The organism is Brevibacillus sp. GCM10020057, from assembly GCF_042683565.1.
Lineage (GTDB): Bacteria > Bacillota > Bacilli > Brevibacillales > Brevibacillaceae > Brevibacillus.
In genome coordinates this window covers 208,079-233,570 of sequence record NZ_JBHUJW010000043.1, presented here as the reverse complement: position 1 = coordinate 233,570, position 25,492 = coordinate 208,079, and the positions used below count along the sequence as shown (strand labels likewise).

The following is a 25,492-nucleotide window of genomic DNA, read 5'->3' as shown; positions in this document are numbered from 1 at the left end:
AAGCAAGCGACGAGAAAACTTCCACGCGAATTCCATGCAGGGAAAGTGCCGCCCCCTAACATTTCGCCCCGAGCACAGAGCCTGCAATCCGCGCATGGCAACAAAAAGACCTTCTCCACATCCGGAGGAGGCCTTTTGCCATTTTACCTGTCCGCCTGCTTGCCAGCCAGAAGCCCTAATCAAACACGATGCCGTCCAGCACGCCCTCGCGCTGCAAATAATCGCGCAGGGGGCGGTACTCGGCCTCCCGCCAGAAGGCCTCCTCCGCCACGAGCCGGGCCGTCTCCTGGCGCGCCACCTCCAGCGCCTTGTAGTCGCTCACCAGGTCCGCCACCTTGAACTCGGGGAGGCCGCTCTGCTTGGTGCCGAAAAAATCGCCTGGTCCGCGCAGTTCCAGATCGCGCTGGGACAGCTCAAAGCCGTCCGTCGTCTCGCACATGACGCGCATCCGCTCCTTGCCGACCTCCGACTTGGGATCGGCGATCAGCACGCAGTACGACTGCTCGGAGCCGCGCCCGACACGTCCGCGCAGCTGGTGCAGCTGGGCGAGGCCGAAGCGCTCTGCATCGTACACGACCATGCAGGTGGCATTCGGAACGTTTACCCCGACCTCGACCACAGTCGTCGAGACGAGCACTGCGTATTCCCCGGCGAGAAAAGCCTGCATGACCGCATCCTTTTCCTTCGCCGGCAAGCGCCCGTGCATCAGGCCCACGCCAAACTCGGGAAAGACGTGCGTGAGCTGGGCGTGGACGTCGATCGCGTTTTGCACGTCCAGCTTTTCCGACTCTTCGATCAGCGGGCAGATGACGTATGCCTGCCGCCCGCGGCGCAGCTCGGCCCGCATCTGCTCCAGCACAGCCGGAAACTGGTCGTGCTTTTTCCACGTCGTCAGGATCGGCTTGCGCCCTGCCGGCATCTGGTCAATCGTGGAGACGTCCATATCGCCGAAAGCGGTGATCGCCAGCGTCCGCGGGATCGGAGTCGCGGTCATGAACAGGACGTCAGGAAAAAGCCCCTTGCTGCGCAGGATGCGCCGCTGCTCGACGCCGAAGCGGTGCTGCTCGTCCGTGATGACCAGACCCAGCCGGGAGAAAAACACGTCCTCCTGGATCAGGGCATGCGTCCCGACGACGACATCGACGAGGCCCATCTGCAGGGAACTGATGACTTCCCGCCGACGCTTGGCACTGAGCGAGCCGGACAGGAGCGCCACCTCGACGCCATACGGCGAAAGCAGGCTCGTCAACGACTGGACATGCTGCTCCGCCAAAATTTCCGTCGGCACCATCAGCGCTCCCTGAAAACCAGCCTTGACTGCGGCGATCAGCGCGATGGCGGCGACCACGGTCTTCCCGGAGCCGACGTCCCCCTGCAGCAGCCGGTTCATCGCGTGCGGCGAGCGCATGTCGTCCAAAATTTCTTTGACCACCCGCTTCTGCGCATCCGTGAGCGGAAACGGCAGCGAGGAAATGAACCGGCGCACCTCGTCCAGCGGAATGGAAAAGGCCATGCCTTCGGTCTGCTGCCGGTTCACCCGGCGCAGCGCCTGGATTTTCAGCTGGAACAAAAACAGCTCCTCGAACATGATCCGGCGCCGCGCCTGCCGCCCCACTTCCGCATTGGGCGGAAAGTGAATGGCGTGAATCGCCTCCGCGCGCGGCATCAGCCGATAGCGCTCGACGATGTACCCGGGCAAAATTTCCGGGATCTGCTGGCCATACTGCCGGAGCGCCTGCTGGATCGTCTTGCGCAGCAGATTGTGCGTGACATCCCCGCGGAGCGGATAGACCGGGGCCAGCTCTCCCCGCTTGGCGGCGCGGTCTGAATCCGCTTCAGTCATCTCGCTGACCGTAACCTGCAGCTTGTGCTTGTCCCATTTGCCCGTGATGAGAATTTCTTTGCCCGGCGACAGCCTGCTTTTCACGAATGTCTGATTGAACCAGACGGCCGTGACGACCACCCGGTCCATGACTACCTTGACGGAAATGCGCGACTTGCCTTTGCCATAAAAGCGAACAGAGGGTTCGCCGTACACCGTGCCTGCCAGCGTGACCCTCTCTCCGTCTTTTACTTCTGTCAAATCGCGCACGCGGTAGTCTTCATAGCGGGAAGGGAAATACTCCAGCAGATCGGCTACGCTGTGAATCCCCAACCCGGCAAATGCTTTTGCCCGCTCTTCCCCTACCCCGTGAAGCTGGGAGACGGGAACACGATAAGACGCTGTCATTCCTTTTCCATCCGTACGCCGAAAATCTTGGCTTCGATCTGGCGCCCTGTCTGGGTCGCGGCCAGTCCGCCCTGGGCCGTCTCCTTGAGCGTCGTCGGCATCGCACAGCCGATCCGGTACATCGCTTCGATGACTTCGTCTGTCGGGATGACGCTCTTGATGCCGGCCATCGCCATGTCAGCCGCTACCGTCGCGATGGCAGCTCCCATCGCATTGCGCTTGACACAAGGCACCTCCACCAGTCCGGCTACGGGGTCACAAACCAGACCGAGCATGTTCTTTAAGGCAATCGCAACAGCCTGCGCCGACTCCTCCGGGGTGCCGCCGGCCATTTCCACGATCGCCGCCGCCGCCATCGCCGTCGCCGACCCGACCTCCGCCTGACAACCGCCTGCCGCGCCGGAGATAAACGCATTGTTGGCGATACAGTAGCCGATCGCCCCTGCGGTAAACAGGTAATTGACCATCTCTTCGCGCGTCGGCTTCAGCTTGTCCGATACCGCAAACAGCGTGCCCGGCACGATCCCGCAAGCCCCGGCCGTCGGCGTCGCCACGATCGTGCCCATCGCGGCGTTGACTTCGTTCACCGCCACCGACATCGAGACGGCATTGAGCAGCGTCGGCCCCGACAGAAACGGCTTGTTCTTCATATATTCCTGCAGCTTTTTCGCGTCGCCGCCCGTAAGTCCGCTATGGGAGAGAATATCCTCCGTCAGGCCCCGGCGCACTGCTTTTTCCATCACATCCAGATTGGCGTACATCTCTTCCATGATGGCATCCCGGCTGCGTTGGGACACCTCCATCTCCGCCTCGATCATCACCTGGGAAATCTTTTTCCCTTGGGAATCCGCCAATTCTACCAACTCAGCCACATTGCGAAACATCTCGATCCATCACTCCTCTACTCCTGCGGTCGCCAAATATCCCTAGTTCAACGACAGCAGGGAAACGTCAAATACATACGGAATCTGCCGGATTTCTTCCAGCACCTGTGCAGATACAGGAGCGTCCGTCTCGATTGCCATCAAGGCTCGCGATCCGCGCTCGTGCCGGGATACCTCCATGAGGCCAACGTTGATCCGATGCTGCGTCAGCACTTTGGCAACGGCAGCGATCATCCCGAAGCGGTCCTCATGCAGCACCAGCAGCGTCGGACTGTCGAAGCCCAGCTGCAGATGGAAGCCGTTGATCTCCAGGACCTCGATTTTGCCCCCGCCGATGGAAACGCCGACGCACACGATTGCATCCTGGTCGTCGGACAGCTTGATGCGTGCGGTATTGGGATGCTCCGTCAAGGCTTCGGACGTCGTCAGGTTCACTTCCATCCCCGCTTTTTCCGCAATGAGCAAGGAATTTTTCAAACGCAGGTCTGACGTGTCGAAATCGAGGATGCCAGCGACCGTTGCCACGTCGGAGCCATGGCCTTTGTACGTCTTGGCAAACGAGCCATAGAACGTGATGTCCGCCCGCTTCGGCTCTTTGCCGAACAGCTTGCGGGCCACCCTGCCGATGCGCGCGGCACCTGCTGTATGGGAACTGGACGGCCCGACCATGATCGGACCGATGATATCAAATACGCTTTTGTACTTCAACCGGTTCTCCTCCTAAAAGTGGCAAGGGGTTCAACAAGATTCACTCCCATTGTATCGTACAGGGTGTGAAAGCGCTACAAATTTCCCGGCCAAAATGTCTATGTCGGGGAGACAGCTAACAAAAACATCCATTCGCATCAAGGTCATCGGCTTTGGAATCAGGTAGAATCATGGAAAAACGCCAATATGTAAAAATTCACCTTATCCACATCAGGCGGATACCGTCCGCGGCGGCAGCAGTGGGAGCTGCGCAGGCAACCGTTTCCAGGCAGCTGCATGGTGCTGAGGACATCCGTGAAAGCAAGCTCGACACCGCCTTCGCAGGGCGGCTGCTCGCCGCGCCATTTCCGCACCGGGCTCCCCGTGCAACCGTTTGGCCGGATGGGCAAGAAAAAAGACACTCCCGATTCGCTCGAGAATGTCTTCCACTGTCAGGCCCTCACCATCATAATGCCCAAAAGACCGGGGCCGGCATGTGTTCCGATGACGGGACCGATTTGTTCCAGGTGGGAATCCGCCACCTGAAATTCCTGCTTGATGCGCTCCAATATTTCCGCAGCCTGATCCGGTATTGCGCTGTGCAGGACACAGACTTTCACCGGCTTTCCCTGCGCGTACTCCTGGAACGTTTCCAGCACGCGGTTCAGCGCTTTTTTCGTCCCTCTCACCTTGTCGAAGGCGGCGACGTATCCCGCAGGGTCCAGCGTCAATATCGGCTTGATGTTGAGCAGGGAACCGATCACGGCGGCAGCTCGTCCGATTCGCCCGCCTTTTTGCAAAAACTCCAGCGTATCGACGATGAAGTAGATCTGTACCTCGTCAAGATAGCGGTCGATCATATCGAGAATCTGCTGCTTGCTCTTGCCTTCCCGTGCTGCCTTGGCCGTCTCCACGCAGATCATCCCGTGCACGTAGGAGGCTTTGCGGGAATCGATCACCGTGATGTCGAGGCTCTTCTCCAGCATGGACTTGGCGATCATCGCGGACTGGTACGTGCCCGACAAGGCAGACGAGAGCATGATCGCGATAATTTGCACGTCGCTGCCATGCTGCTCGCGGATCGCCTTGTACGCTTCCGCAAACTCCAGCGGCGAAGGCTGCGAGGTCGTCGGCAGCACGCTCGAGCGGCTCAGTTTGTCAAAAAACTCGGTTGAGGAAATCGTGACGCCGTCCAGATAAGTCTCCGCTCCGAACATCACCTTCAACGGCACGACCACAATTCCCAGCGACTCCCGTACAGAGGCGTCAATATCCGATGCGCTGTCAGTCAAAATCACAATAGGCATTCGCGAGGACTCCTCTCCCAATTACTCCACAGAAAAAATGAACGGATACAGAGGCTGACCGCCGTCCTGGATCTCCACTTCGACGTCCGGATACGCGTCTGCCAGTGCCGCCTCCAGGGCTTTAGCCTGTTCCCTGGTCGCTCCTTCTCCGATGAAAACCGTGGCGATCCCGGCATCCTCGTCGATCAGCTCCTTGAGCAGGGCAATGGCGCTTTGCAGCAGATCGGGACCGGCTGTGACGATTTCCTTTTCGGCAATCCCGATGAAATCGCCCTCTTTGATCTCGACGTCGCCCATGCGCGTATCGCGAACAGCGTGGGTGACCATCCCGGTCTTCACACCCGCGATCGCTTTTTTCATCGCCGCTTCATTGGATTCCGCCCCGGCCTCGCCGTTAAAAGCGACCAGCGCCGCCATGCCCTCTGGAATGCTCCTGGTGGGAATGACGGTCACGGAAGCGTCGGACAGCTCCGCCGCCTGCTGCGCGGCCATGACGATGTTGCTGTTGTTCGGCAAAATGATGATGTGCTCCGCGTGCAGACCCTGGATTGCGCTCAGGAAGTCCTCCGTGCTCGGATTCATCGTCTGTCCGCCTTCCACGACCACGTGCACGCCCATGCTGCGCAAAATTTTGGCCATCCCGTCCCCTGCGGCAACAGCGATCAGCCCGTAAGTAAGCGTTTCAATTTTGTGCGATGCAGAAACCGCCAGCGGTGCAGCAGCCTCAGGCGCCGCCTTGGCCTCCTCCGCCTTGAGAATATTGGCGTGCTGCTCCCGCATGTTTTCGATCTTGATCCGATGCAGGCTGCCGTACTGCTGCGCATACTGCAGCACCTGCCCCGGCTGCTCGGCGTGAATATGTACCTTGACGACCTCATCGTCGGCTACGACCAGCAGGGAGTCGCCCATCTGTTCCAGCTGGCTGCGGAACAGCCCCTCTGCGAACGGCTTTTTGTTCGGCTCCGTGCTGCGGGCGATGTGCACCATAAACTCGGTGCAATAGCCAAAGGCGATGTCTTCCGTTTTCATGTGAATTTGCGCATGCTCCAGCTCTGCTTCGCTGACCGCCGCCTGCGGCTTTTTCCCATCGTCGTCGGCTGCCTCGCCGCGCAGCGCACGCAAAAATCCTTCGTATATATACAACAGCCCTTGTCCGCCTGAATCGACGACGCCGACCTCTTTGAGCACAGGCAGCATTTCAGGCGTGCGCAACAGTGTGGACTGCGCCTGTTCATACGTTTTTTCCATGACGGTCACGAGATCGTCCGACGTGCGGGCTGCCCGGACCGCCATTTCCGCCGCCTCGCGGGCAACGGTCAGGATCGTTCCCTCGACCGGCTTCATGACTGCCTGATAGGCTACGTCCACTCCCGCCTTTAACGCCTCGGCAAACTGGCGAGAGTTGATGAGCTCTTTCCCGTTCACTGCCTTGCTGAAGCCGCGAAACAGTTGGGATAAGATCACGCCGGAGTTGCCGCGCGCTCCCATCAGCAGGCCCTTGGCGAGTGCGGACGCCGCTTCCGCAATGCGGGGAGACTCTTTGCGGCGCAGTTCCTCCGCACCAGAGGCAAGCGTCAAATTCATGTTCGTCCCGGTATCACCGTCGGGTACGGGAAAAACGTTCAGCCCATCCACCACTTTGACATTTTTCGTCAGAAGACTTGCCCCCAGGTAAACCATCCGGCTAAACAGCACGCCATCAAGATGCGTATGTGACAACTGATGTTCCCCCTTACCTATGCGTCCCTGTCTGTACGTACACCCTGCACGAAAATATTGACGGCAGCGACGTCGATTCCTACGGTTTGCTCCAGGGTGTAACGGACGCGGCGCTGCACACTGCCGGCCACCTCGGAAATTTTCACGCCATAGCTGACGATGATATGCATGTCCAAAGTCACTTCGCCGTTCTGGTTGTGAACGACAACCCCTTTGCTCAGGTTATCGCGCCCCAGCAGCTCCGCAATTCCGTCCTTCAACGCTTTCCGCGGCGACATGCCCACGAGCCCGAAAACTTCCATAGCGGCTCCTCCCGCAATCCGTGCGATCACTTCCTCGGTAACATCTATTTTTCCCAGAGATGTGCTCATTTCCACTGTCATGAAAGGACTCCTCCTCTTTGCAACAGCTTGATCGCTTTGGCAAGCGTAAACATGTTTCATACAATTCTACACTAACAAAATGAAGAAATGAAGCGCTTTGGGTCCAACCGGGAGAGCGTTAAGGAAGGCAGGGCTTTTCCTCATGTCAAGTATTGCAATTGACAGCATTCGTATGCTACTATGGTTGAGTATTTGTATTTCCCAACTTGGGGAATTCCGTTTAGATGCAACAAGGAGGTGGATCGTAATGGCACGTCGTTGCTTTGTAACTGGTAAATCTGCTAAAGCTGGAAACGCTCGCTCCCACTCCATGCGCGCAACTCGCCGCACCTGGGGTGTTAACGTACAAAAAGTGCGCATTCTCGTGAATGGTAAACCGAAGCGCGTTTATGTAAGTACACGAGCACTGAAATCCGGACTGGTAACTCGCGTGTAGTTTTCTGCACAACGCGAAAAAAAGCACCCTTGAGGTGCTTTTTTGCTTTTCACAGGCGCACGCTTATTCCCTCGGATGCCGAGGTCCCTCGGGAGGCCGAGGCGACGCCGTTATTTTTTCTTGTTGAATGCCTCTATGATGCCGCGGATCATGCCACCCAGGAACTTCGGCAACTTGATGGTGTAAAACCTCATGCTACCCCTCCTCACCGAAATTACTTCACATGATACAAATACCAGCCCGCCCCCACGAGAGCCAACGATAAAAGGCTATACCAAACCCACGGAGGTGCCATGTACAGGAAAATGGTGATACCTCCGACAGCCAACGCAACCCCGAGAACACGTCGCAAGGCGCCCCCCTGTCGCAGGCGATAGGAGCGCAATCCCATTTATACTGCACCTCCTTCAGGTGTTCTCCCACACGTGCATATTACATCATATTCTGCTGTCGGATAAACATGTATCCTGTCAGGCGAAAAAGTAAAAACGCGCGACACGGCAGCCTGCACACGTCACAGATACGAGGAAAATGGCAGACAGCCCGCTGCCTGTCAGATTGCGTAAAAAAATCAGGCAACAGATTTGCTGCCTGATTACCTTATGCACAACGTCCCGACAAAATGCGTGTCCCTTTTACGCGAAACGATCCCGGGACGGAAACAGCAGCGAGGACGCACTGGTCATCACAACTGTCAGCACAACCCCGGCAATGATCAACTCGGGGAGCAAATACGTGATGTTGTAAACGAAGGAATACAGGGCGACAGGAGTCCCCTCCGGCGCGTATTCCCCAAACCAGACGATCCCGGAGACAAAGTGGCAGACGAACCGCACCAGGACTCCTGCCAAAAGCCCGCCCCACAGCGCCAGGATGCGTTTTCCTCTCCCTTCAACAATCCAGTGGCGCGCCAGTCCGGCCAAGCCCAATGCTCCGAAGGCGAGAGGGTAATCCAGCAGCAATTGCACAGGATGCACAACCGTGCTGCCAAAAAACAGCTGCAGCACCCCTACAGCCACTCCCGTGATGATCCCTGCCCACAGGCCGCGCCGCACTGCGATCAGCGCAATCGGAACCATCACCAGCGAGACCGATCCCCCTTGCGGCATGTCGAACAGCTTGATCATGCTGAAGACGACGGCCAAGGCAGCCATCATTGCCATTTCCAGCCAGGTTACAAGTCGTACTCGTTCCATACTCGTTCATCCTTCCCTAAAAAGCCTGTCATGATTGCCAATGCCCATTCGGCTGTTACTGATTCTAGCCAAAGCCGCACATCCTGTCAAAAGGAAAAGCCGCGACCACTACCTGGCCGCGGCATCTTCGGTTTAGCGCACTTTTTCCAGAAACTGTTTGGCCCGCTCGCTCTTTGGCTGCCGGAAAAACTCCTGCGGGACCGCCTCCTCGATCAATTGGCCGTGATCGATAAACAGGATTCGGTCAGAGACTTCCTCTGCGAATCGCATCTCATGCGTCACGATCGCCATCGTCATGCCGGTATGGGCGAGACCTTTCATGACCTCCAGCACTTCCTTGACCATCTCGGGGTCGAGTGCGGAGGTAGGCTCGTCGAACAGCATGATCTGCGGCTCCATGACGAGGGAGCGGGCGATGGCGACACGCTGCTTCTGCCCGCCGGACAGACGGGACGGATAGACGTCGGCTTTGTCTGCCAGGCCGACGCGCTGCAGAAGCTCTATTGCCTTGCTCTCGGCCTCTGCCTTGGACAGACCTTTGACCTTGACCGGTGCGTACGTCAGGTTGCCAAGGACCGTCATGTGCGGGAACAGATGAAAGTGCTGAAACACCATCCCGATATTTTGGCGAATCTTCATGACGTCGGCATTCGGCGCCGTGATGTCCTGCCCGTCGATGATGATGCGGCCGGTCGTCGGCACCTCCAGCAGGTTCATGCAGCGCAGCAAGGTCGATTTCCCCGAGCCGGACGGTCCGATGATGGCGACAACCTCGCCCTTGGTGATCTCGGTAGAAATTCCTTTCAGCACCTGCAGCTGTCCGAACGATTTGGTAATGTTGTCAATCTTAATCACTGCGTCTCATCCTCCTCTCCAGCACGCGCGCAAACCAGGTCAGGATCATGACCATGACGTAGTAGAGAGCACCGGCGATGATGTACGGCTCAAAGTACCGGAAGATCGCCCCTTTCACGACGTTGGCGTTTTGCAAAATGTCCGCGAGACCGATCGTGGAGACGAGCGCAGACTCTTTCAAAAGCGCAATCGTTTCATTGACCAGCGCAGGCAAAATGTTTTTGATTCCCTGCGGCAAAATGATGTCCAGCATCATCCGGCGATACGGTACGCCGAGTGACTTCGCCGCCTCCCACTGCCCTTTGTCCACAGCGAGAATCCCGCCGCGAATCGTCTCGGAGATGTACGCGCCGGAGTTCAGTGTAAACGTCAGGACAGCCGCTTCCAGCTGCGAAATGTTGTAGCCCGTCAGCTGCGGCGTCGCGAAGTAGACGAAGGTCAGCTGCAAAATCAGCGGCGTCCCGCGAAAGACGGACGTATAGGCGACTGCCAGCCAGTTCAATGGACCGAATTTGGAAATTTTGATGAGTGCCAGAATCGAACCCCAAATGAACCCTAGAACAACCGAAAGCAAGGTGACGAGTAATGTGACCTTTATCCCCTGAAAAATAAAAGGGATATAGGGCACAATCTGTCCAAAATCCAAATTCATGCCCAATCCCATCCTTTGCTACGAAACATGAACATGCATGGCGATTATTGACCGAACCATTTTTTGATCAGCTTGTCCATCTCGCCATTTTCCTTCATTTTTTTGATGACCTTGTTAAATTCGTCGACGTGCGCGGAGCCTTTCGGGAACGCGATTGCCGAGCCGTTCGCCTCTTCAGACTCGATCGTGGTATACTGCAGGCCCGGGTTGCTCTCCACGAAGCCTTTCGCTACCGTGTCTTCGATAATCGCCGCGTCGACGCGACCGGTTTTCACTTCTTCAATGATTTCCCCAACCTTGTTCAAGGAAGTGATTTGCAGGCCTGTCGCTGTTTTGGCCAGTTCTTTGGCAGCGGACTCCTGGATCGAGCCGAGCTGTACCGCTACTTTTTTGCCCGCCAGCTGTTCAGGCTTCGTCAGGTTGCTGTCTTTTTTGGAGACGATCGTATTTTTCGCATCGTAGTAGATGTCCGAGAAATCGACGTTCTTTTGGCGTTCCGGAGTCGGGGTCATGCCGGCCATGACGAAATCGGCGCGGTTGGTTTGCAGAGCCGGGATGAGTCCGTCGAAGTTCATGTCGGTAATTTGCACTTCGTAGCCAAGCTCTTGGCCGATGTATTTGGCGATGTCCACGTCAAAGCCGGCAATCTCGTCCTTGCCGCTGGTCAGATCGTGGAATTCATACGGCTTGTAGTCCGCAGATGTAGCCATGGTCAGCGTCTTTTTCTCCCCGCTCGGCTGGGCTTGCTCCTGGCCTGCCGGCTGCTGTGCAGGGGCTTGTCCTGCTCCGGATTGATTGCCCGTGCCGCATCCTGCCATTACGGCTACAGCAAGGAGTGACGTTAAGGCCATGGAAAAGATCGACATCTGTTTCTTCATGAAGGTACCTCCATCAGGATTGTAGTTGGTCCAAGATCGACAATACAGGTGCCGAGCATGCAAATGAAATAGATGACTCGACAACTTATATTTATACACAACAATGACTATTTTAATCATTTAGCGAACAAATTCAATCAAATTTTTAGCCTCCTTTTAAATACCCAATTTACAGAATTTTATTTATAAATGACCCCCCCTCGCTCGCCACATTTGTAGGATGTCCTTTTTTTCTCCTGCGCTTCCATCGAAAATGTGCGGAAGGCTGGCAAAAATGCAGCCAATCCATTATTCTGCATATGAACGACGACTTTTAGGAGGAAGGAAGGATGGCCATGCAATGGACTGCCCACTTTGAAAAGCAGCTCGCCGCAATCCTCGAAGAACTGCGCACCTACGTCGAAATGGAGACGCCGACACACGACAAAGCTGCAGTCGACCGGCTTGGCGCATTCATCGCAGAACGCTTCCGCTCGCTCGGCTGCAAGGTCGAAGTCATTCCCCAGGAGAAATACGGGGATCAGCTGCGGATTGAGTACGGGATGGGCACGGAGCAGGTTATGGTGCTCGGCCATTTTGACACAGTGAAGGAAGTGGGAACACTCGCGCGGGAGCCGTGGAAGATCGAGGACGGACGGGTATACGGGCCCGGTACATACGACATGAAGGCCGGAATCGTCTTCTGCTACTTCGCGCTCAAGGAGATCATCGAGCAGAACATCCCTTTGCAAAGCAAGCTCGTCTTTTTCTGGAATACCGATGAGGAAATCGGCAGTGAATCGTCCGAGGCATGGATTCGGCAGGAAGCCAAGCGGAGCAAATGTGCGCTGGTCATTGAGCCTGCTGCTGGCGACGGTTCGCTGAAGACGAGCCGAAAAGGCGGCGGGGAGTTTTTCCTGAAAGTAACCGGCCGGGCAGCCCATGCCGGAAACGATCATGCCCTTGGCGTCAATGCGATCGAGGAAATCGCTCACCAGATCATCGCCATCCAGGGATTCACCGACTACGAAGCAGGCACGACGCTCTCCGTCGGGACAATTCGGGGAGGCACCGTCTCCAACGTCGTGCCGGACTTTGCCGAAGCTGACATCGATGTCCGCGTCAGCACGCGTGAAGAAGCGTCGCGGATCACGGCTCTCATGCAGCAGCTCTCCCCCGTCCTGCCCGGGGCAAGGCTCGTCGTGGAAGGGGGCATCTGCAAACCGCCGATGGTCCGCACCCCAGACACAGAGAAGCTGTTCCTGCTGGCACAAGAGCAGGCCAGGCTCGAAGGCTTCGCCTTGACAGAACGCGGGGTGGGTGGGACGAGCGACGGCAATTTCGCCGCTGACGAAGGCATCCCGACTCTCGACGGACTGGGGCCGGTCGGCGACGGGGCCCACGCCTCGCACGAACATGTCGTCATCGATGCGATCCCGGGACGCATCGCGGTTCTTTTGCGCCTGTTCACCGCCCTGTAGCCGCCGCTGCTCGATGCCCGGACAAGCGACGGCGTTTTCTTTTGCTCTACTTTTCGCTCGCCGGTCATATACATTCCCTATCAAACGGGAAGGAGCGATTGAATCGTGGAGTATGCAAAACCGGTACCGAGCAATCCGGTCGGATTTTGGCGACGTCTGGGGGCCAACTTGCTGGACGGCCTGATTATCGGCATCCCCCTCGCCCTCATTTCCTATCTCGTCACAGGTGAGACAAAAGGAAACTGGTTTACCAATCTGGTGTCGATACTCTACAGCTTGCTGCTTCCGATATTCTGGTACGGCTACACGGTCGGAAAACGCATCGCGGGCGTGCGCATCGTCAAGGTAAACGGTGAACCTCCGGGATTCGGAACCATGCTGCTGCGAGTCGTCGTGGGCAGCTGGCTCGTCTACACCGTGACGCTCGGGATCGGCGCCATCATTAGCGCGATCATGGCAGGGGTCCGCGAAGACAAGCGCGCGATCCACGATCTGATCGCAGGAACGTACGTCACTTCCGATCCGCCGGGGCCGGCAGCAGGCAGCCGCTCCTGAAAAATGAAAGGGGCTGCCCAAAAAGGGCAAACATGCGACCAGCACCGAATTGAAAACCTTTGATTTTTCAACGTTCCTGAACGGCAAAAGGGGCGTCTCCAAGTCGAAAAATCGACTTTTGAGACAGCCCCTTATTGTCTTACCTGTTTGTCTTGCCAGTTTGTCTTGCCCGATCAAAGCGCTTTCCTTACCCGCGAATGGAGGCAATCGCCTGGGCGCGGTCCGATTGGTTGAACACGGCGCTGCCGGCAACGAGGACTGTCGCACCGGCCTCCTCGCACAAACGCGCTGTCTGGGCGTTCACGCCGCCGTCGATCTCGATCTCGACGTGACCGAGGCCGCGCGCGTCCAGCATGTCGCGCAGCTCCTTGATCTTCGGCACGACGCTGTGAATAAATTTTTGCCCGCCAAAGCCGGGATTGACCGTCATCAAAAGGACCATGTCCAGGTCAGGCAGCACCGGCTCGATGGTCACCAGCGGCGTGGCCGGATTCAGCACGACGCCTGCCTTGACTCCTTGCTCCTTGATCAGGTACAGCGTGCGGTGCAAATGGCGGCACGCTTCCTGGTGAACGGTAATCCAGTCCGCCCCGCTTTTGGCGAACTGCGGAATGTAGCGGTCCGGTTCCTCGATCATCAGGTGGACGTCAAGCGGCAGCTTGGTCACCGGACGGATCGCCTCCACGATCAACGGACCGATGGTGATGTTCGGCACGAAATGCCCGTCCATGACGTCGACGTGAATCCAGTCGGCTCCTCCCCGTTCGACATCCTGTATCTCTTCCCCCAATCTGGCAAAGTCGGCAGACAGAATGGAAGGCGCAATTTTTACCATGGTTTATTCCTCCGTTGATATTCTTTCAGCTCGTCGCGGAACTGCAAGTAATGGTCGTACCGCTCCCGGCTCACTTCGCCCGCTGCCACCGCCTCCTGCACGGCGCAGGACGGCTCGCTTACGTGCAGGCAGCCGCGGAATTTGCAGTCAGGCGAACGCTGGGCGAAATCGCGGAACGCTTCAGCGAGGTCCAGCTCATCCATGTCCGCGAACTCCAGCGAGCTAAATCCCGGCGTATCCGCCACGTAGCCGCCGCCCGCAAGCGGGATCAGCTCGACATGGCGCGTCGTATGCTTGCCCCGTCCGAGCTTTTCGCTGACATCGCCTGTCTGCAAGCTGATGCCCGGGAACAGCGCATTGATCAGGGACGACTTCCCCACCCCGGACTGCCCGGCAAACACAGAGATTCGGTCGTGCAAGATGTCCCGGACTTCGTCCAGTCCGCGCGGCTGCTTCGTCGATGTCGGGATGACCCGATAGCCGATCGCCTCGTACTTGGCCACGATGGCGGCGATTTCTTCCTCCGGCACCTGATCGGCCTTGGACAGGATAATGACGGAATCGATCCCGGCATGCTCGGTATGCACGAGAAACTTGTCCAACAACAGGGAGCTGAAGGCAGGCTTGAACATGGAAAAGACGAGCACTGCCTGATCCACATTGGAAATGGGCGGGCGAACCAGCTCGCTCGTCCGCTCACCCACCTCCATCACGTACCCTTCTTCTTCGTTGATTGCATCGTAGACGACCCAGTCCCCTACGAGCGGGTTCACCTTGGCTCCCTTTTTCTTGAAAAGCCCGCGCGCCCGGCAGCTGTATATGCGCTCTCCATCGGCTACGTAGTAAAATCCGCTCAACGCTTTCACAATCCGTCCTTCTGGCATTCATGTCCCTCCATATGATTATGGCAAGCTACTGTACGAAATCGAACTGGTTTGGTATTCCACGTATTCGTTTTTCGCCGGATCTTTCTTGAACACCTTGATGACGGCATCCTTTTGCGGAGACAGGACGAGCGGAACGTCGTACTCCTTGCTCGTGGTGATCGTCTCCTTGAACAGGACTTGCCCGTCGCCGCGCGCGTCGCTGACTTCGATCTTGATGTCCGCCGTCTCGCCTGGCACTACTTCGACATAGACCGGCGCGTTGGCCAGCTTCGCTTCCTGCGGATATTGGCCGTTGCTCACGGTCAGCGGCACCGCTAGGCCTTTTTGCACCTGCATGCCCGGATCGTACGGATGCGTGGAGAGGACGATGCCCGCCTTGTCGGTGGTGAAAGTCGGCTCCTCCTTGATCTCTCCAATGGCCAGACCGTATTTGAACAGCTCGACGCGAGCCTGCTCCATCGTTTTGCCCGTGACGTCCGGCATTTTCACGAACGCTTTGCCTTTGCTGACCGTAACGCGCACTTCGTCCTTGGTCGGGTACACCTTCGCGTTTGCATCCGGCGATTGGCCGATGACGATACCCGCTTCTGCCTTATCGTCCTCGACTTCCTCAAAGGTAATCAGCTCCGGCTTGAAGCCCATTCGCTTGAGCGTATCTTCCGCAACCGAACGGGACAACGAGACGAGGTTCGGCATGTCGACGGCCTCTTGTCCTTTGCTCACGTAAAGCGTCACGACGGCATTTTCCTTCAGCCGCATGGGCGGTGCCGGGTCCTGCCGGATGACCATGCCTTTCTCGATGGTGTCGTTGGCCTCCTCGACGATGTTGGCGACGAGCTTGGCCTCCTCGATCTTCTTCTGCGCCAGAGACACTTCGATGCCTTCAACATACGGGACCGCCGCCTCCGGTACAGACGGGAACACGTTCAGCAAGAAATTGAACCCGAAAAATGCCAGCACCAGGAACAAGCCGATGCCCGCCACCCACCATAGCGTCTTCACCCACCATTTTTTCTGCGGCTTCTCATCTTCCTCGTCATCGCGCGGCTGTTCGTACCGGCTGCGCTGACCGGCGCCAGTCCGTCCGTTCCCGTGATTGTCGAGCATCTCCTGTGTAATGACCGGGACGACACGCGTCATTTCTTCATCGACAGGGAACGTCAGCTTTGGCTCATTCAAGCGCTCGGGCAAAAGGCACGTCTCCAAATCTTCGAGCATTTCGCGCGCCGAGGCGTAGCGCAGAAACGGATCTTTGACCAATGCCTTGAGGATGACGTTCTCGACGCTTTGCGGGATGGCCGGATTCACCTGACGCGGCTCCGGCAAAGGCTCCTGCAGATGCTTGAGCGCGACCGAAATCGGCGAATCCCCGGAAAACGGCAGCTCTCCAGTCACCATCTCATACAGCACGATGCCGAGAGAATAGATGTCGGACTTTTCCCCCGTAATTCCGCCCCTCGCCTGTTCCGGCGAGAAATAGTGCACGGAGCCGAGCATCGCATTCGTATGGGTAATGGTCGTGGAAGTGACTGCACGGGCGATCCCGAAGTCCGTCACCTTCACCCGGCCGTTTTTGCCGATCATGATGTTGTGCGGCTTGATGTCTCTGTGAATGATCCGGTTTTGATGGGCATGGTCGAGGGCATCGCAAATTTGCTGCGCGATCCGCACCGCTTCTTCCACCGGCAGTGCCCCTCGCTGGACGATCAGCTCTTTCAGCGTGTAGCCTTCTATGTATTCCATCACCATGTAATGGGTGTCGCCTTCTTGCCCGACATCGTAAACGCCGACCACATTGGGGTGAGACAGGCTCGCAACCGCCTGCGCTTCCCTCCTGAACCGGTTCACGAAATCTTCATCCGTGCCAAACTGTGAACGCAGCACTTTCACGGCAACCGGACGATTCAAAATCAAATCCCTGGCTTTGTACACGATAGCCATGCCGCCCCCGCCGACACGGCATTCCAACTGGTACCGTCCTCCAAGCCGTTGACTTTCCATCTCTCTCACCCCTCTTTCTCACTGGCAACGGGCGTATTGCGGATTGCAACCAGCGTAATATTGTCTTGCCCGCCAGCAGCCAATGCTTCTTGCACCAGGCCATCCACTTTCTCCTGAAGTGATGTCTGTTTGCGCATCCATTCTTCCATGACGGAAGCCGGTACTTTGTCGCTCAGCCCGTCGGAGCAGATCAGGACGACATCGCCAGGCTCCCATTCAAACTGGTCCAGGTCGATCAGCACGTCCGGTTCTGTGCCCAAAGAGCGCATGATGACGTTCCGGTGCGGATGGACAGCGGCTTCTTCCGCCGTAATCTGCCCGCTTTTGACCAGCTCGTTCACAAGCGAGTGATCCTCCGTCTTCATCACCAGGCCGTCGGCGCCGAACTTGTACAGACGGCTGTCGCCGATGTGCGCCGTAGTGACCGTGGTCGGTCCGAGCACGGCAGCAATCGTCGTCGTTCCCATCCCGCTGCATTCCGGATGCTCCTGTGCGTACTCATACACTTCCTTGTTGGCGAGCAGGACGGAATTCATCAATTGCTCGCGCACGTCCTCTCCGTCCAGGTCGCCATCGATGTGACGCAGTTCTTTTACTATTCGCTCAACTGCGAGGCGGCTCGCAATCTCGCCTGCCTCATGCCCGCCCATTCCGTCAGCAAGAACGGCGAGGGCGCGTCCGTTCGCGTCAGCCTCGCAGGCGAAGTAGTCCTCATTCACGGAACGGACGTGTCCTACATGGGATTTCGTTGCAATTTCCATGGTATCACCCCACGGTTTCTTTGGCATGTTGTGCCCTCAACTGGCCGCACGCGGCTGCAATATCGCTGCCGTGCTCTCGCCGGATGGTCACGTTGATTCCTTTGTCCTCCAGGATGCGTTTGAACTGGAAAATCTCGTTGCGCGGCGTGCGCACGTAGTCCCGCTCCGGCACGTAGTTCACCGGGATCAAGTTGACGTGGCACAGCATATCCCCGATCAGGCTCGCCAGCTCTTCTGCGTGATGCGGCTGGTCGTTCTTGCCGCCGAACAGGCCGTACTCGAAGCTGATCCGGCGCCCCGTCTTGTTGATGTAATGACGGCATGCTTCCATCAGCGTCGGCAGCGGGAAGCCCCGGTTGATCGGCATCAGCTGCGACCGCAGCTCCGAGTTGGGAGCATGCAGGGAAATGGCCAGGTTCACCTGTCCGCCGCGCTCTGCGAACTCGTAAATTTTCGGCACGATGCCGCTGGTGGAGACAGTAATATGGCGGGCGCCGATGTTCAGGCCGCGATTGTCGTTGATGATGGAGAGAAACGCCATCAGACTCTCGAAGTTCTCAAACGGCTCCCCGATGCCCATCACCACGACATGGCTCACGCGCTCGCCTTCCGCATCGAGCTTGCGCTGCGCCATCAATACCTGGGATACGATCTCGCCCGCATCGAGGTTACGCTTGAGCCCGCCGAGCGTGGACGCACAGAACGTACAGCCGATCCGGCATCCCACCTGCGTCGTCACGCAAATGCTGTTTCCGTAGTTGTGGCGCATGATGACCGTCTCGATCGCATGCCCATCCACCAGTTGAAACAGAAACTTGATCGTCCCGTCCTGCGATTGCTGGTGGGTGATCTCTGTGAGCGGATCGATGCGAAACGTGTCCGTCAGCTTTTGACGCAGCTCCTTGGACAGGTTGGTCATCTCTTCAAAAGAGGTCACGCGCTTCACGTACAGCCAGTCAAAAATCTGCTGCGCGCGAAACGCTTTGTCTCCCGCTTCCTGCAGCCATTGCTTCAATTCGTCTTGCGTCAAACTGTATATGAGCGGCTTTGCGCTCGTAAATGTCGTCATCGGCATTGCTGTCTCACATCCTCAAATTCGTCGCTTGCATGTTTCAGTCATCTTATCATTGTACCTTGCATTGCGCCACGCTTCAAACGGTTTTGCCATCGAATCCGGAAATGCGTCGCTTTTCCTAGTGTAAACCAATCCGCAAAGCCGCAAACAACGGCAAAGGAGTGGCATCGTCCCGCAAGGCGCGCCACTCCTCTCATCAGCCTTTTCTTCGCAGACGGGCGATAAAGAACCCGTCGCTTTCAAAATGATGCGGTAAAATTTGCACGAAGGCCCCGGACTCGTCCATTTTGTCCCGCACGGCCACGGGCAGGTCGCCTTGCAGCGTCGCATCCAGGACAAACTCCGGATGCTTGTCTGCAAATCGCCGCACGACTTCCTCATTTTCCTTCGGCTCGATCGTGCATGTGCTGTACACCAGCGTGCCGCCTGGAGCGACCATCCCGGACAGACTGACCAAAAGCTGGTACTGGAGCTGCGAAATGGCGCGGACATCCGCCTGGGACTTGTTCCATTTCAAATCCGGTTTGCGGCGGATCACGCCGAATCCTGTGCACGGGGCATCGAGCAGGACCCGGTCAAAGGTGCCGAGTCCTCTCTCCGGCAGATCCAGCGCATCGCCGACGATCGGCTCGATGATGGTGATGCCCAGCCGCTTCGCCGAGGCGGCAATCAACTCGCGCTTGTGCGGATGGACATCGTTGGCGATGATCTCGCCGCGGTTGCCCATCACCTCTGCCAGATGCGTCGTCTTGCCGCCCGGTGCCGCACACGCGTCGAGCACGCGCATGCCCGGCTGCGGCGCGACTGCAGAGGCGACCAGCATGGAGCTTTCGTCCTGCAAGGTGTAATAGCCTTCCTTGAACAGGCGCGTTCCTGCCGCATGCCCGCCGTCCAGCAGAATGCCCTGCTCGCACAGCGCGGAGGGGCGTACCTCGCTGCCTTCTTCCCGAAGCTTCGCCATCAGCTCGTCCTTCGATATTTTCAACGGGTTGACGCGAATGGACGTATGCGGCGGCCGGTTGTTCGCTTCGCAGATGGCGCGGGTCGCTTCCTCCCCGTACTGCTGCAGCCATTGGCGCACCAGCCATTCCGGATGCGAATGGGTGACGGCGATTTGCGCGGCCACATCTCCCTTGGGCAGCCGCTCCCATACGTCCGGCTGGCGCAGCACGTTGCGCAGCACGCCGTTGACCATGGACGCGATCCCTTGATGCCCGCGCCGCTTGGCGATTTCAACCGCCTCGTGCACGGCTGCGCGCTCGGGGATTCGATCCAGGAAACGGATCTGGTACAGGCTGATCAGCAGCAGATTGCGGACCCAGGTCTGTACCTTTTTCCCGCCCACAAACTGGGACAGGACAAAATCAAGCGTAAGTCTTCGCTGGATGGTGCCGTACACCAGCTCGGTCACCAGTGCGGAGTCGGCCGCGCTCAATTCCGCGCGGTCCAGGACGTTGCGAAGCTCAAGATTGCTGTAGGATTTATGTTCTTCGACCCGATTCAGTACATCGAGAGCAATTTCACGGGCGCCTTTTTTTGCCACGGGCTATTCTCCTACCTTTGTGCCGATTTCAATGCCGCTGCCCGCTCCGCGCAAAAAGTCGAGCGCGCTCATCTTCTTCTTGCCCTCTGGCTGCAGCTCCGTGATTTTCACGGCGCCGCTGCCGCAAGCTACGACCAGGCCATCCTCTTCCCGGGCGACGATCGTGCCCGGTTCCTTGCCCTCATCGTTTGCAGCGAGCTTTTCTACCCACCATATTTTCCACACTTTTCCACCACATGTCGTAAAGGCGACCGGCCACGGATTCAGCCCGCGCACCTGGTTGTAGATTTGCTCGGCTGTGCGCGACCAGTCGATGCGCTCGTCCGCGCGCTTGATGTTCGGCGCGAAAGTCGCGGCAGCGTGATCCTGCGGCTCCGCAGTGATTTCTCCAGCCAACAGACGCGGCACGGTGTCAACCAACAAAGCTGCGCCTGCCGCCGCCAGCTTGTCGTGCAGGCTGCCGACCGAATCCCGCTCCTCGATGGGAACGACGACCTTGGAGAGCATGTCCCCTGCGTCCAGCGCCTCCACCATGTACATGATCGTGACGCCGGATTCCTTTTCTCCCTCCACAATCGATTTGTGGATAGGCGCGCCGCCTCGGTATTTCGGCAGCAGGGAGGCATGGACGTTGATGCAGCCAAAACGCGGTGCCTCGAGCAGCCGCTTGGGCAAAATCTGCCCGTACGCAGCGGTCACGATCAGGTCGGGCTCTGTCGCGAGCACTTCTTTTAGCGCTGCTTCCTCTTTGATTTTTTCCGGCTGCAGGACGGCAAGCCCATGACGCAAAGCCGCCTCCTTGACAGGCGGCGGCGTCAGCACCTGCTTGCGTCCCACGGGGCGGTCGGGCTGGGTGACGACTCCGACCACATTGTACCCTGCCTCGAGCAGCGCCTCCAGGCTGGAGACGGCGAAGTCAGGCGTACCCATGAACAAAACGCGTGCATCTTTCAAAATGGTTTATTCCCCTTCCTCATCCTTGCTGATCGGATACACTTTGTCGGCGACATCGATGAACAGCACGCCGTTCAAGTGGTCGATCTCGTGCTGTGCGCAGCGGGAGAGCAGCTCTTCCGCCTCCATCTCGATCGGATTGCCGAAGCGATCCTGTCCGCGCAGCTTGATCCAGGCGTGACGGCGCACGTCCCCGCGCAGGCCCGGAATGCTCAGGCAGCCCTCCGGATAGTCGAACTGCTCGCCTTTGAAGTCGACGATTTCCGGGTTGACGACCTCGATCAGTCCATCGCCGCAATCCATGACGATGACGCGCTTGGAGACGCCGACCTGCGGTGCCGCGAGACCGACACCGTCCGCATCGTACATGGTATCTGCCATATCATCCAGCAGCTTGTGCAGGTTGGCATTGAACTTGGTGACCACAATTGCTTTTTCCCGCAGGATCGGGTCCGGATGTTTTACGATTGTGCGAATAGCCATTTGGTTGTTATCCTCCCTAAAGCAGTACGTACGGATCAACGTCGATTGTCATGAGTACCTTCTGCTGTTTGTTCCATTCCTCAAACGCAGCACTCGCCCCGGCAAGCAGGGCAGGCAACTGCGGCTCATCCCGATATTTTAGCATGATCTGAAAGCGAAATCTATCCTTCACCCGCGCAATCGGCGAAGCGACAGGCCCGAGCAGGATCGTCGTCTCGGCCAGACGCTGCCGCAAATAGTCCGCCATCATATGGGCGCTGCGGATGACCACGGGCACATCCTCGTGCGAAAAGGTAATGAGCACCAGCCGGAAGTACGGCGGATATCCGGTGCGCCTGCGCTGCAGCATTTCGTCGCGGTAAAACGCCGGGTAGTCGTGGCGCGTCGCATGCACGATGCTGTAGTGCTCCGGCGTGTACGTCTGGATGACGACATCGCCTTCGAGCTCGTGCCGACCTGCCCGGCCGCCTACCTGCGTGAGCAGCTGGAACGTCTTCTCGGCTGCGCGAAAGTCCGGCAAGTGCAGCGAAGTGTCCGCCGCGATAATCCCGGCGAGCGTCACCCGGGGAAAGTCCAGCCCTTTGGCGATCATTTGTGTTCCGAGCAGGACGTCTCCCTGGCCATTGCGAAACTTGTTCAGAAGTTCTTCATGCGCCCCTTTGCGCGAGGTCGTGTCCACGTCCATGCGAATGACGCGGATGCCCGGGAACAGTTTGGCCAGCTCCGCCTCGACCTTTTGCGTGCCTGTACCAAAAAAACGGATATGCTCGCTCTGGCACTCCGGGCAATGCGCAGGCTGGGCGATGGTATACCCGCAGTAATGGCAGCGCGCCGTGTGGTTGGTCTTGTGGTACGTCAGCGAAATGTCGCAATGGATGCAGCGCATCGTATATCCGCAGGAGCGGCACATGACAAACGTCGAGAAGCCCCGGCGATTGAGAAAAATCACCATTTGCTCCTGCTTGGCCAGCCGGTCGGCGATCATCTCGTGCAGCTTGCGGCTGAACATCGAGCGGTTCTCGGCTTGCAGTTCCTCGCGCATATCCACGATGTGGACGGTCGGCATGGGACGATTGCCTACCCGCTCCGGCATTTCGAGCAAGGTGTAGCGTCCCCGCGTCGCCAGCGCATACGTCTCCAGCGCCGGCGTCGCGCTCCCCATCAAGAGCACCGCCTGGTTGTGCTTCGCCCGCCAGAGCGCGACCTCGCGGGCATGGTAGCGGGGCGTTTCCTCCTGCTTGTACGAGCTTTCGTGCTCTTCGTCGATCACGATCAGCCCGACGTTTTGAAACGGGGCGAAAATGGCCGAGCGCGCCCCGACGACTACCTTTACTTGCTTGCGAATGATTTTCCGCCATTCATCGAACTTTTCGCCGGAGGACAGGGCGCTGTGCAAAACGGCTACGTCTGCGCCAAAGCGCGCCTTGAAGCGCTCGACCATCTGCGGCGTCAGGGAAATCTCCGGAACGAGAAAGATCGCTTCCCGCCCTTCTGCCAGCGTCTGTTCGATCGCTTCGAGGTACACCTCCGTCTTGCCGCTCCCCGTCACACCATGCAGCAAATACGCGGCGTACTGACGGTCCCGGATGGACGTAAGGATCGGTGTCAGCGCCTGCTTTTGCGTCCGCGTAAATTCCGGTCTCGCCTTCTGGGCAAACCGCCTGTTCGCGTACGGATCGCGGTATACCTCCACCTGCTCGATCACGAGCCAGCCTTTTGCCTCCAGACTTTTTAGGGGAGAGCGCGGAATGCCCCATTCGTCGCGGAGCATCTGGATGGAAAACGACTGACCTTCGTGCGCGGCGAACAACTCCAGCACACGGCGCATCTGCCCGGCACGAGGCGGGAGCGAAGCGAGCGCCTCGCTCAGCTGCTCTCCTTCGAGCAAACAGCGCACGAACGACTGTTGCTTGCGCGTGATGCGGTCCTTTACCTGATATTCGGTCGCCAAAAGCCCGCTGGAAATCCAGCCGGGCACGAGCAGAAACTCATCAGGAAACTGCTTCTCCACCTCCGCGAGCGGCAAGTGGCGCTTGCGATACAGCTCCCAGAGCAAACCGGATTGTCCGCACATGTCTTCCTCCAGCTCGTCTGTGGCCGTCAGCCATTTTTCCGCCCTGCCTTTGAGCACAGCCGGCAGCATCGCCTGTACCGCCGTGACCCACGGACACAAATACTGCTTCGACATCCACTCGCTCATATCGAGCAGCTCGCTCGTCAGCGGCGGCGTGTCGTCCAGCACCTGTTCGACATCCTTCAGCCGCGCCGGATCTGCGATCTCAGCTCCTGATTCCGCGATGCCGACGACGTAGCCCTGCAGCTTGCGCGGGCCAAACGGAACGACGACGCGGCTGCCGACCTGGATGAGAGGGGCGAGCCAGTCCGGGACGCGGTAATCGAACGGCCGGTTCGTCCGATTGACCGGCACGTCCACGATGACCTGCGCGATCATGACAGCTCCGACAGCGGACGGCCGGACAGCTTCAACAAAACGGCGTCAAACAGCTTATCCGCCACCTCGCGTTTGTCCATTTTCTCCAGCGCTGCCTGCTCTCCGGCCCGCGTGAGCAGCGTGACGATATTGGTGTCGCTTCCCATGCCCGCGCCTTCCGTCAGCACGTTGTTGGCGACGATCATGTCGAGATTCTTCTTCTCCAGCTTCGCCTGCGCATGCTGCAGCACGTCTTGCGTCTCTGCGGCGAATCCGACGACGAACTGCCCTTCTGCCTTTCGCTCCCCAATCGTCCGGAGAATGTCCGGCGCCTTTTCCAGCTCCAGCACCAGCGGACCGTCGCCTTTTTTCATCTTATGCTCGTGCACGGTTTTCGGGCGATAGTCGGATACGGCGGCCGACTTGACCACGATATCGCTTTTTGGCAAATGCTGCATGACAGCGTCGAACATTTCCTGCACGGACTCGACGGCGACGAATGTCACGCCGGCCGGTTTCGCCAGGGCAGTCGGACCGCTGACCAGCACGACATCGGCCCCGCGGTCTCTTGCCGCTTCCGCGATGGCGTAGCCCATTTTGCCGGACGCATGGTTCGTGATGTAGCGCACCGGATCGATCTTTTCCCGCGTCGGGCCAGCCGTGACCAGCACCCGTTTCCCTGCCAGATCGCGCGGACGAGCCTGCGCTTTTTCCTGCTCGGCAAAAAACGCGCCGACTGCCGCCAGAATTTCCTCCGGTTCTGCCAGCCTGCCTTTGCCGACCCAGCCGCAAGCGAGCAGGCCCACACCCGGCTCCACAAAGCGATAGCCAAAGTCCGCCAGCCGCTGCATATTCGCCTGCACTGCCGGATGCTCGTACATGTTGACGTTCATCGCGGGGGCGACCATGACCGGGGCCTTCGTCGCCAGCACCGTCGTCGTCAGCATGTCATCGGCGATTCCGTTTGCCATCTTGCCGATGATGTTCGCCGTAGCAGGTGCGATCACGACGAGGTCAGCCTTGTCCGCCAGGTCGATATGGCTGATGACATGGGGATTCGGCTCCTGGAATGTATCAATATGTACAGGTTGATGCGATAAAGCCTGAAAAGTCACGGGCTGGACAAACTGCAGCGCGTTTTGCGTCAACATGACGTGCACCTGCGCCCCGGCCTGCGTCAGCTTGCTCGTGAGCGCCGCCGCCTTGTAAGCCGCAATGCCCCCTGACACGCCGAGCACGATTCTTTTTCCTGCGAGCGAATGCATCCGCTTCCTCTCCTC

25 protein-coding genes are annotated in these 25,492 nt (G+C 58.2%); 3 read left to right on the top strand and 22 right to left on the bottom strand.

Features of this window, described 5'->3' with window-relative positions; genetic code table 11:
- Positions 1-175 precede the first annotated feature (175 nt).
- The 7 genes from recG to ACFSO0_RS14725 form a co-directional block, all read right to left on the bottom strand.
- The gene (gene recG, locus ACFSO0_RS14755; RefSeq protein WP_376881520.1) at positions 176-2,230 is read right to left on the bottom strand and encodes an ATP-dependent DNA helicase RecG; all 2,055 of its coding nucleotides are present in this window, start codon (positions 2,228-2,230) and stop codon (positions 176-178) included.
- Positions 2,227-3,114, bottom strand: coding sequence for an L-serine ammonia-lyase, iron-sulfur-dependent, subunit alpha (gene sdaAA / locus ACFSO0_RS14750; RefSeq protein WP_376881518.1), 888 nt, complete (start codon positions 3,112-3,114; stop codon positions 2,227-2,229). Before sdaAA ends, recG begins: the two co-directional genes overlap by 4 nt.
- Positions 3,115-3,156: 42 nt before the next feature.
- On the bottom strand, positions 3,157-3,822 hold the full coding sequence (gene sdaAB / locus ACFSO0_RS14745; protein ID WP_376881517.1) for an L-serine ammonia-lyase, iron-sulfur-dependent subunit beta: 666 nt from the start codon (positions 3,820-3,822) through the stop codon (positions 3,157-3,159).
- 158 nt (positions 3,823-3,980) lie between these two features.
- On the bottom strand, positions 3,981-4,175 hold the full coding sequence (locus ACFSO0_RS14740) for a hypothetical protein (RefSeq protein ID WP_376881516.1): 195 nt from the start codon (positions 4,173-4,175) through the stop codon (positions 3,981-3,983).
- 78 nt (positions 4,176-4,253) lie between these two features.
- The gene (locus ACFSO0_RS14735; protein ID WP_376881514.1) at positions 4,254-5,108 is read right to left on the bottom strand and encodes a DegV family protein; all 855 of its coding nucleotides are present in this window, start codon (positions 5,106-5,108) and stop codon (positions 4,254-4,256) included.
- 21 nt (positions 5,109-5,129) lie between these two features.
- Positions 5,130-6,827, bottom strand: coding sequence for a DAK2 domain-containing protein (locus ACFSO0_RS14730; protein WP_376881512.1), 1,698 nt, complete (start codon positions 6,825-6,827; stop codon positions 5,130-5,132).
- A gap of 17 nt (positions 6,828-6,844) precedes the next feature.
- Positions 6,845-7,210 (bottom strand): Asp23/Gls24 family envelope stress response protein, encoded by a 366-nt coding sequence (locus tag ACFSO0_RS14725; RefSeq protein WP_376881511.1) that lies wholly within the window; start codon positions 7,208-7,210, stop codon positions 6,845-6,847.
- 247 nt (positions 7,211-7,457) lie between these two features.
- On the opposite strand from ACFSO0_RS14725, the gene rpmB reads away from it, so the two are divergent.
- Complete coding sequence (rpmB, locus tag ACFSO0_RS14720) at positions 7,458-7,646, top strand: 50S ribosomal protein L28 (protein ID WP_005831020.1); 189 nt, start codon at positions 7,458-7,460, stop codon at positions 7,644-7,646.
- Between the two features lie 110 nt (positions 7,647-7,756).
- On the opposite strand, the gene spoVM is transcribed toward rpmB, so the two are convergent.
- The 5 genes from spoVM to ACFSO0_RS14695 all read right to left on the bottom strand — a co-directional run bounded on the left by spoVM (position 7,757) and on the right by ACFSO0_RS14695 (position 11,227).
- Positions 7,757-7,840 (bottom strand): stage V sporulation protein SpoVM, encoded by an 84-nt coding sequence (gene spoVM, locus ACFSO0_RS14715; RefSeq protein WP_005831022.1) that lies wholly within the window; start codon positions 7,838-7,840, stop codon positions 7,757-7,759.
- A gap of 441 nt (positions 7,841-8,281) precedes the next feature.
- Positions 8,282-8,842 (bottom strand): energy-coupled thiamine transporter ThiT, encoded by a 561-nt coding sequence (gene thiT, locus ACFSO0_RS14710; protein WP_376881509.1) that lies wholly within the window; start codon positions 8,840-8,842, stop codon positions 8,282-8,284.
- 132 nt (positions 8,843-8,974) lie between these two features.
- A complete protein-coding gene (locus ACFSO0_RS14705; protein WP_376881507.1) occupies positions 8,975-9,697 on the bottom strand; it encodes an amino acid ABC transporter ATP-binding protein in 723 nt (240 codons plus the stop codon).
- Complete coding sequence (locus ACFSO0_RS14700; RefSeq protein WP_376881506.1) at positions 9,690-10,349, bottom strand: amino acid ABC transporter permease; 660 nt, start codon at positions 10,347-10,349, stop codon at positions 9,690-9,692. Before ACFSO0_RS14700 ends, ACFSO0_RS14705 begins: the two co-directional genes overlap by 8 nt.
- 44 nt (positions 10,350-10,393) lie before the next feature.
- On the bottom strand, positions 10,394-11,227 hold the full coding sequence (locus ACFSO0_RS14695; protein ID WP_376881505.1) for a transporter substrate-binding domain-containing protein: 834 nt from the start codon (positions 11,225-11,227) through the stop codon (positions 10,394-10,396).
- Between the two features lie 329 nt (positions 11,228-11,556).
- On the opposite strand from ACFSO0_RS14695, the gene ACFSO0_RS14690 reads away from it, so the two are divergent.
- Both ACFSO0_RS14690 and ACFSO0_RS14685 read left to right on the top strand, forming a co-directional pair.
- Positions 11,557-12,687: a M20 family metallopeptidase gene (locus ACFSO0_RS14690; protein WP_376881504.1), complete on the top strand. Its 1,131-nt coding sequence runs from the start codon at positions 11,557-11,559 to the stop codon at positions 12,685-12,687.
- Between the two features lie 105 nt (positions 12,688-12,792).
- Entirely contained in the window at positions 12,793-13,242 is a 450-nt protein-coding gene (locus ACFSO0_RS14685; RefSeq protein ID WP_376881502.1) for an RDD family protein, read from the top strand.
- A gap of 187 nt (positions 13,243-13,429) precedes the next feature.
- Here ACFSO0_RS14685 and rpe read toward each other — a convergent pair whose 3' ends face one another.
- From rpe to coaBC, 10 genes are all read right to left on the bottom strand, one after another.
- A complete protein-coding gene (gene rpe, locus ACFSO0_RS14680; protein ID WP_376881501.1) occupies positions 13,430-14,077 on the bottom strand; it encodes a ribulose-phosphate 3-epimerase in 648 nt (215 codons plus the stop codon).
- Positions 14,071-14,961: a ribosome small subunit-dependent GTPase A gene (gene rsgA, locus ACFSO0_RS14675; protein WP_376881499.1), complete on the bottom strand. Its 891-nt coding sequence runs from the start codon at positions 14,959-14,961 to the stop codon at positions 14,071-14,073. Before rsgA ends, rpe begins: the two co-directional genes overlap by 7 nt.
- An 18-nt stretch (positions 14,962-14,979) precedes the next feature.
- A complete protein-coding gene (gene pknB / locus ACFSO0_RS14670) occupies positions 14,980-16,965 on the bottom strand; it encodes a Stk1 family PASTA domain-containing Ser/Thr kinase (RefSeq protein WP_376881498.1) in 1,986 nt (661 codons plus the stop codon).
- A gap of 5 nt (positions 16,966-16,970) precedes the next feature.
- Entirely contained in the window at positions 16,971-17,726 is a 756-nt protein-coding gene (locus ACFSO0_RS14665) for a Stp1/IreP family PP2C-type Ser/Thr phosphatase (protein ID WP_376881497.1), read from the bottom strand.
- Positions 17,727-17,730: 4 nt separating this feature from the next.
- Positions 17,731-18,801: a dual-specificity RNA methyltransferase RlmN gene (rlmN, locus tag ACFSO0_RS14660; RefSeq protein ID WP_376881496.1), complete on the bottom strand. Its 1,071-nt coding sequence runs from the start codon at positions 18,799-18,801 to the stop codon at positions 17,731-17,733.
- Positions 18,802-18,997: 196 nt separating this feature from the next.
- Positions 18,998-20,344, bottom strand: a complete 1,347-nt coding sequence (gene rsmB, locus ACFSO0_RS14655; protein WP_376881495.1) for a 16S rRNA (cytosine(967)-C(5))-methyltransferase RsmB — start codon at positions 20,342-20,344, stop codon at positions 18,998-19,000.
- A gap of 3 nt (positions 20,345-20,347) precedes the next feature.
- Positions 20,348-21,274 (bottom strand): methionyl-tRNA formyltransferase, encoded by a 927-nt coding sequence (gene fmt, locus ACFSO0_RS14650; RefSeq protein ID WP_376883201.1) that lies wholly within the window; start codon positions 21,272-21,274, stop codon positions 20,348-20,350.
- A gap of 30 nt (positions 21,275-21,304) precedes the next feature.
- Positions 21,305-21,781 carry a peptide deformylase gene (gene def / locus ACFSO0_RS14645; protein WP_376881494.1) on the bottom strand — a complete coding sequence of 159 codons (477 nt, stop codon included), beginning with the start codon at positions 21,779-21,781 and terminating at the stop codon, positions 21,305-21,307.
- 16 nt (positions 21,782-21,797) lie between these two features.
- Entirely contained in the window at positions 21,798-24,233 is a 2,436-nt protein-coding gene (priA, locus tag ACFSO0_RS14640; protein WP_376881493.1) for a primosomal protein N', read from the bottom strand.
- The gene (coaBC, locus tag ACFSO0_RS14635) at positions 24,230-25,477 is read right to left on the bottom strand and encodes a bifunctional phosphopantothenoylcysteine decarboxylase/phosphopantothenate--cysteine ligase CoaBC (RefSeq protein WP_376881492.1); all 1,248 of its coding nucleotides are present in this window, start codon (positions 25,475-25,477) and stop codon (positions 24,230-24,232) included. The genes priA and coaBC overlap by 4 nt, the downstream gene beginning before the upstream one ends.
- Positions 25,478-25,492: the final 15 nt, after the last annotated feature.

What these genes read in the sequence shown, in the direction of transcription:
- fmt (WP_376883201.1), bottom strand. Translation starts at nt 21,274, where the DNA reads ATGGGTACGCCTGACTTCGCCGTCTCCAGCCTGGAGGCGCTGCTCGAG.
- rlmN (WP_376881496.1), bottom strand. Translation starts at nt 18,801, where the DNA reads ATGCCGATGACGACATTTACGAGCGCAAAGCCGCTCATATACAGTTTG.
- sdaAA (WP_376881518.1), bottom strand. Translation starts at nt 3,114, where the DNA reads ATGTTTCGCAATGTGGCTGAGTTGGTAGAATTGGCGGATTCCCAAGGG.
- recG (WP_376881520.1), bottom strand. Translation starts at nt 2,230, where the DNA reads ATGACAGCGTCTTATCGTGTTCCCGTCTCCCAGCTTCACGGGGTAGGG.
- ACFSO0_RS14700 (WP_376881506.1), bottom strand. Translation starts at nt 10,349, where the DNA reads ATGAATTTGGATTTTGGACAGATTGTGCCCTATATCCCTTTTATTTTT.
- ACFSO0_RS14725 (WP_376881511.1), bottom strand. Translation starts at nt 7,210, where the DNA reads ATGACAGTGGAAATGAGCACATCTCTGGGAAAAATAGATGTTACCGAG.
- priA (WP_376881493.1), bottom strand. Translation starts at nt 24,233, where the DNA reads ATGATCGCGCAGGTCATCGTGGACGTGCCGGTCAATCGGACGAACCGG.
- thiT (WP_376881509.1), bottom strand. Translation starts at nt 8,842, where the DNA reads ATGGAACGAGTACGACTTGTAACCTGGCTGGAAATGGCAATGATGGCT.
- rpe (WP_376881501.1), bottom strand. Translation starts at nt 14,077, where the DNA reads ATGGTAAAAATTGCGCCTTCCATTCTGTCTGCCGACTTTGCCAGATTG.
- spoVM (WP_005831022.1), bottom strand. Translation starts at nt 7,840, where the DNA reads ATGAGGTTTTACACCATCAAGTTGCCGAAGTTCCTGGGTGGCATGATC.
- coaBC (WP_376881492.1), bottom strand. Translation starts at nt 25,477, where the DNA reads ATGCATTCGCTCGCAGGAAAAAGAATCGTGCTCGGCGTGTCAGGGGGC.
- ACFSO0_RS14665 (WP_376881497.1), bottom strand. Translation starts at nt 17,726, where the DNA reads ATGGAAATTGCAACGAAATCCCATGTAGGACACGTCCGTTCCGTGAAT.
- ACFSO0_RS14735 (WP_376881514.1), bottom strand. Translation starts at nt 5,108, where the DNA reads ATGCCTATTGTGATTTTGACTGACAGCGCATCGGATATTGACGCCTCT.
- rsgA (WP_376881499.1), bottom strand. Translation starts at nt 14,961, where the DNA reads ATGCCAGAAGGACGGATTGTGAAAGCGTTGAGCGGATTTTACTACGTA.
- rpmB (WP_005831020.1), top strand. Translation starts at nt 7,458, where the DNA reads ATGGCACGTCGTTGCTTTGTAACTGGTAAATCTGCTAAAGCTGGAAAC.
- pknB (WP_376881498.1), bottom strand. Translation starts at nt 16,965, where the DNA reads ATGGAAAGTCAACGGCTTGGAGGACGGTACCAGTTGGAATGCCGTGTC.
- ACFSO0_RS14690 (WP_376881504.1), top strand. Translation starts at nt 11,557, where the DNA reads ATGGCCATGCAATGGACTGCCCACTTTGAAAAGCAGCTCGCCGCAATC.
- def (WP_376881494.1), bottom strand. Translation starts at nt 21,781, where the DNA reads ATGGCTATTCGCACAATCGTAAAACATCCGGACCCGATCCTGCGGGAA.
- ACFSO0_RS14695 (WP_376881505.1), bottom strand. Translation starts at nt 11,227, where the DNA reads ATGAAGAAACAGATGTCGATCTTTTCCATGGCCTTAACGTCACTCCTT.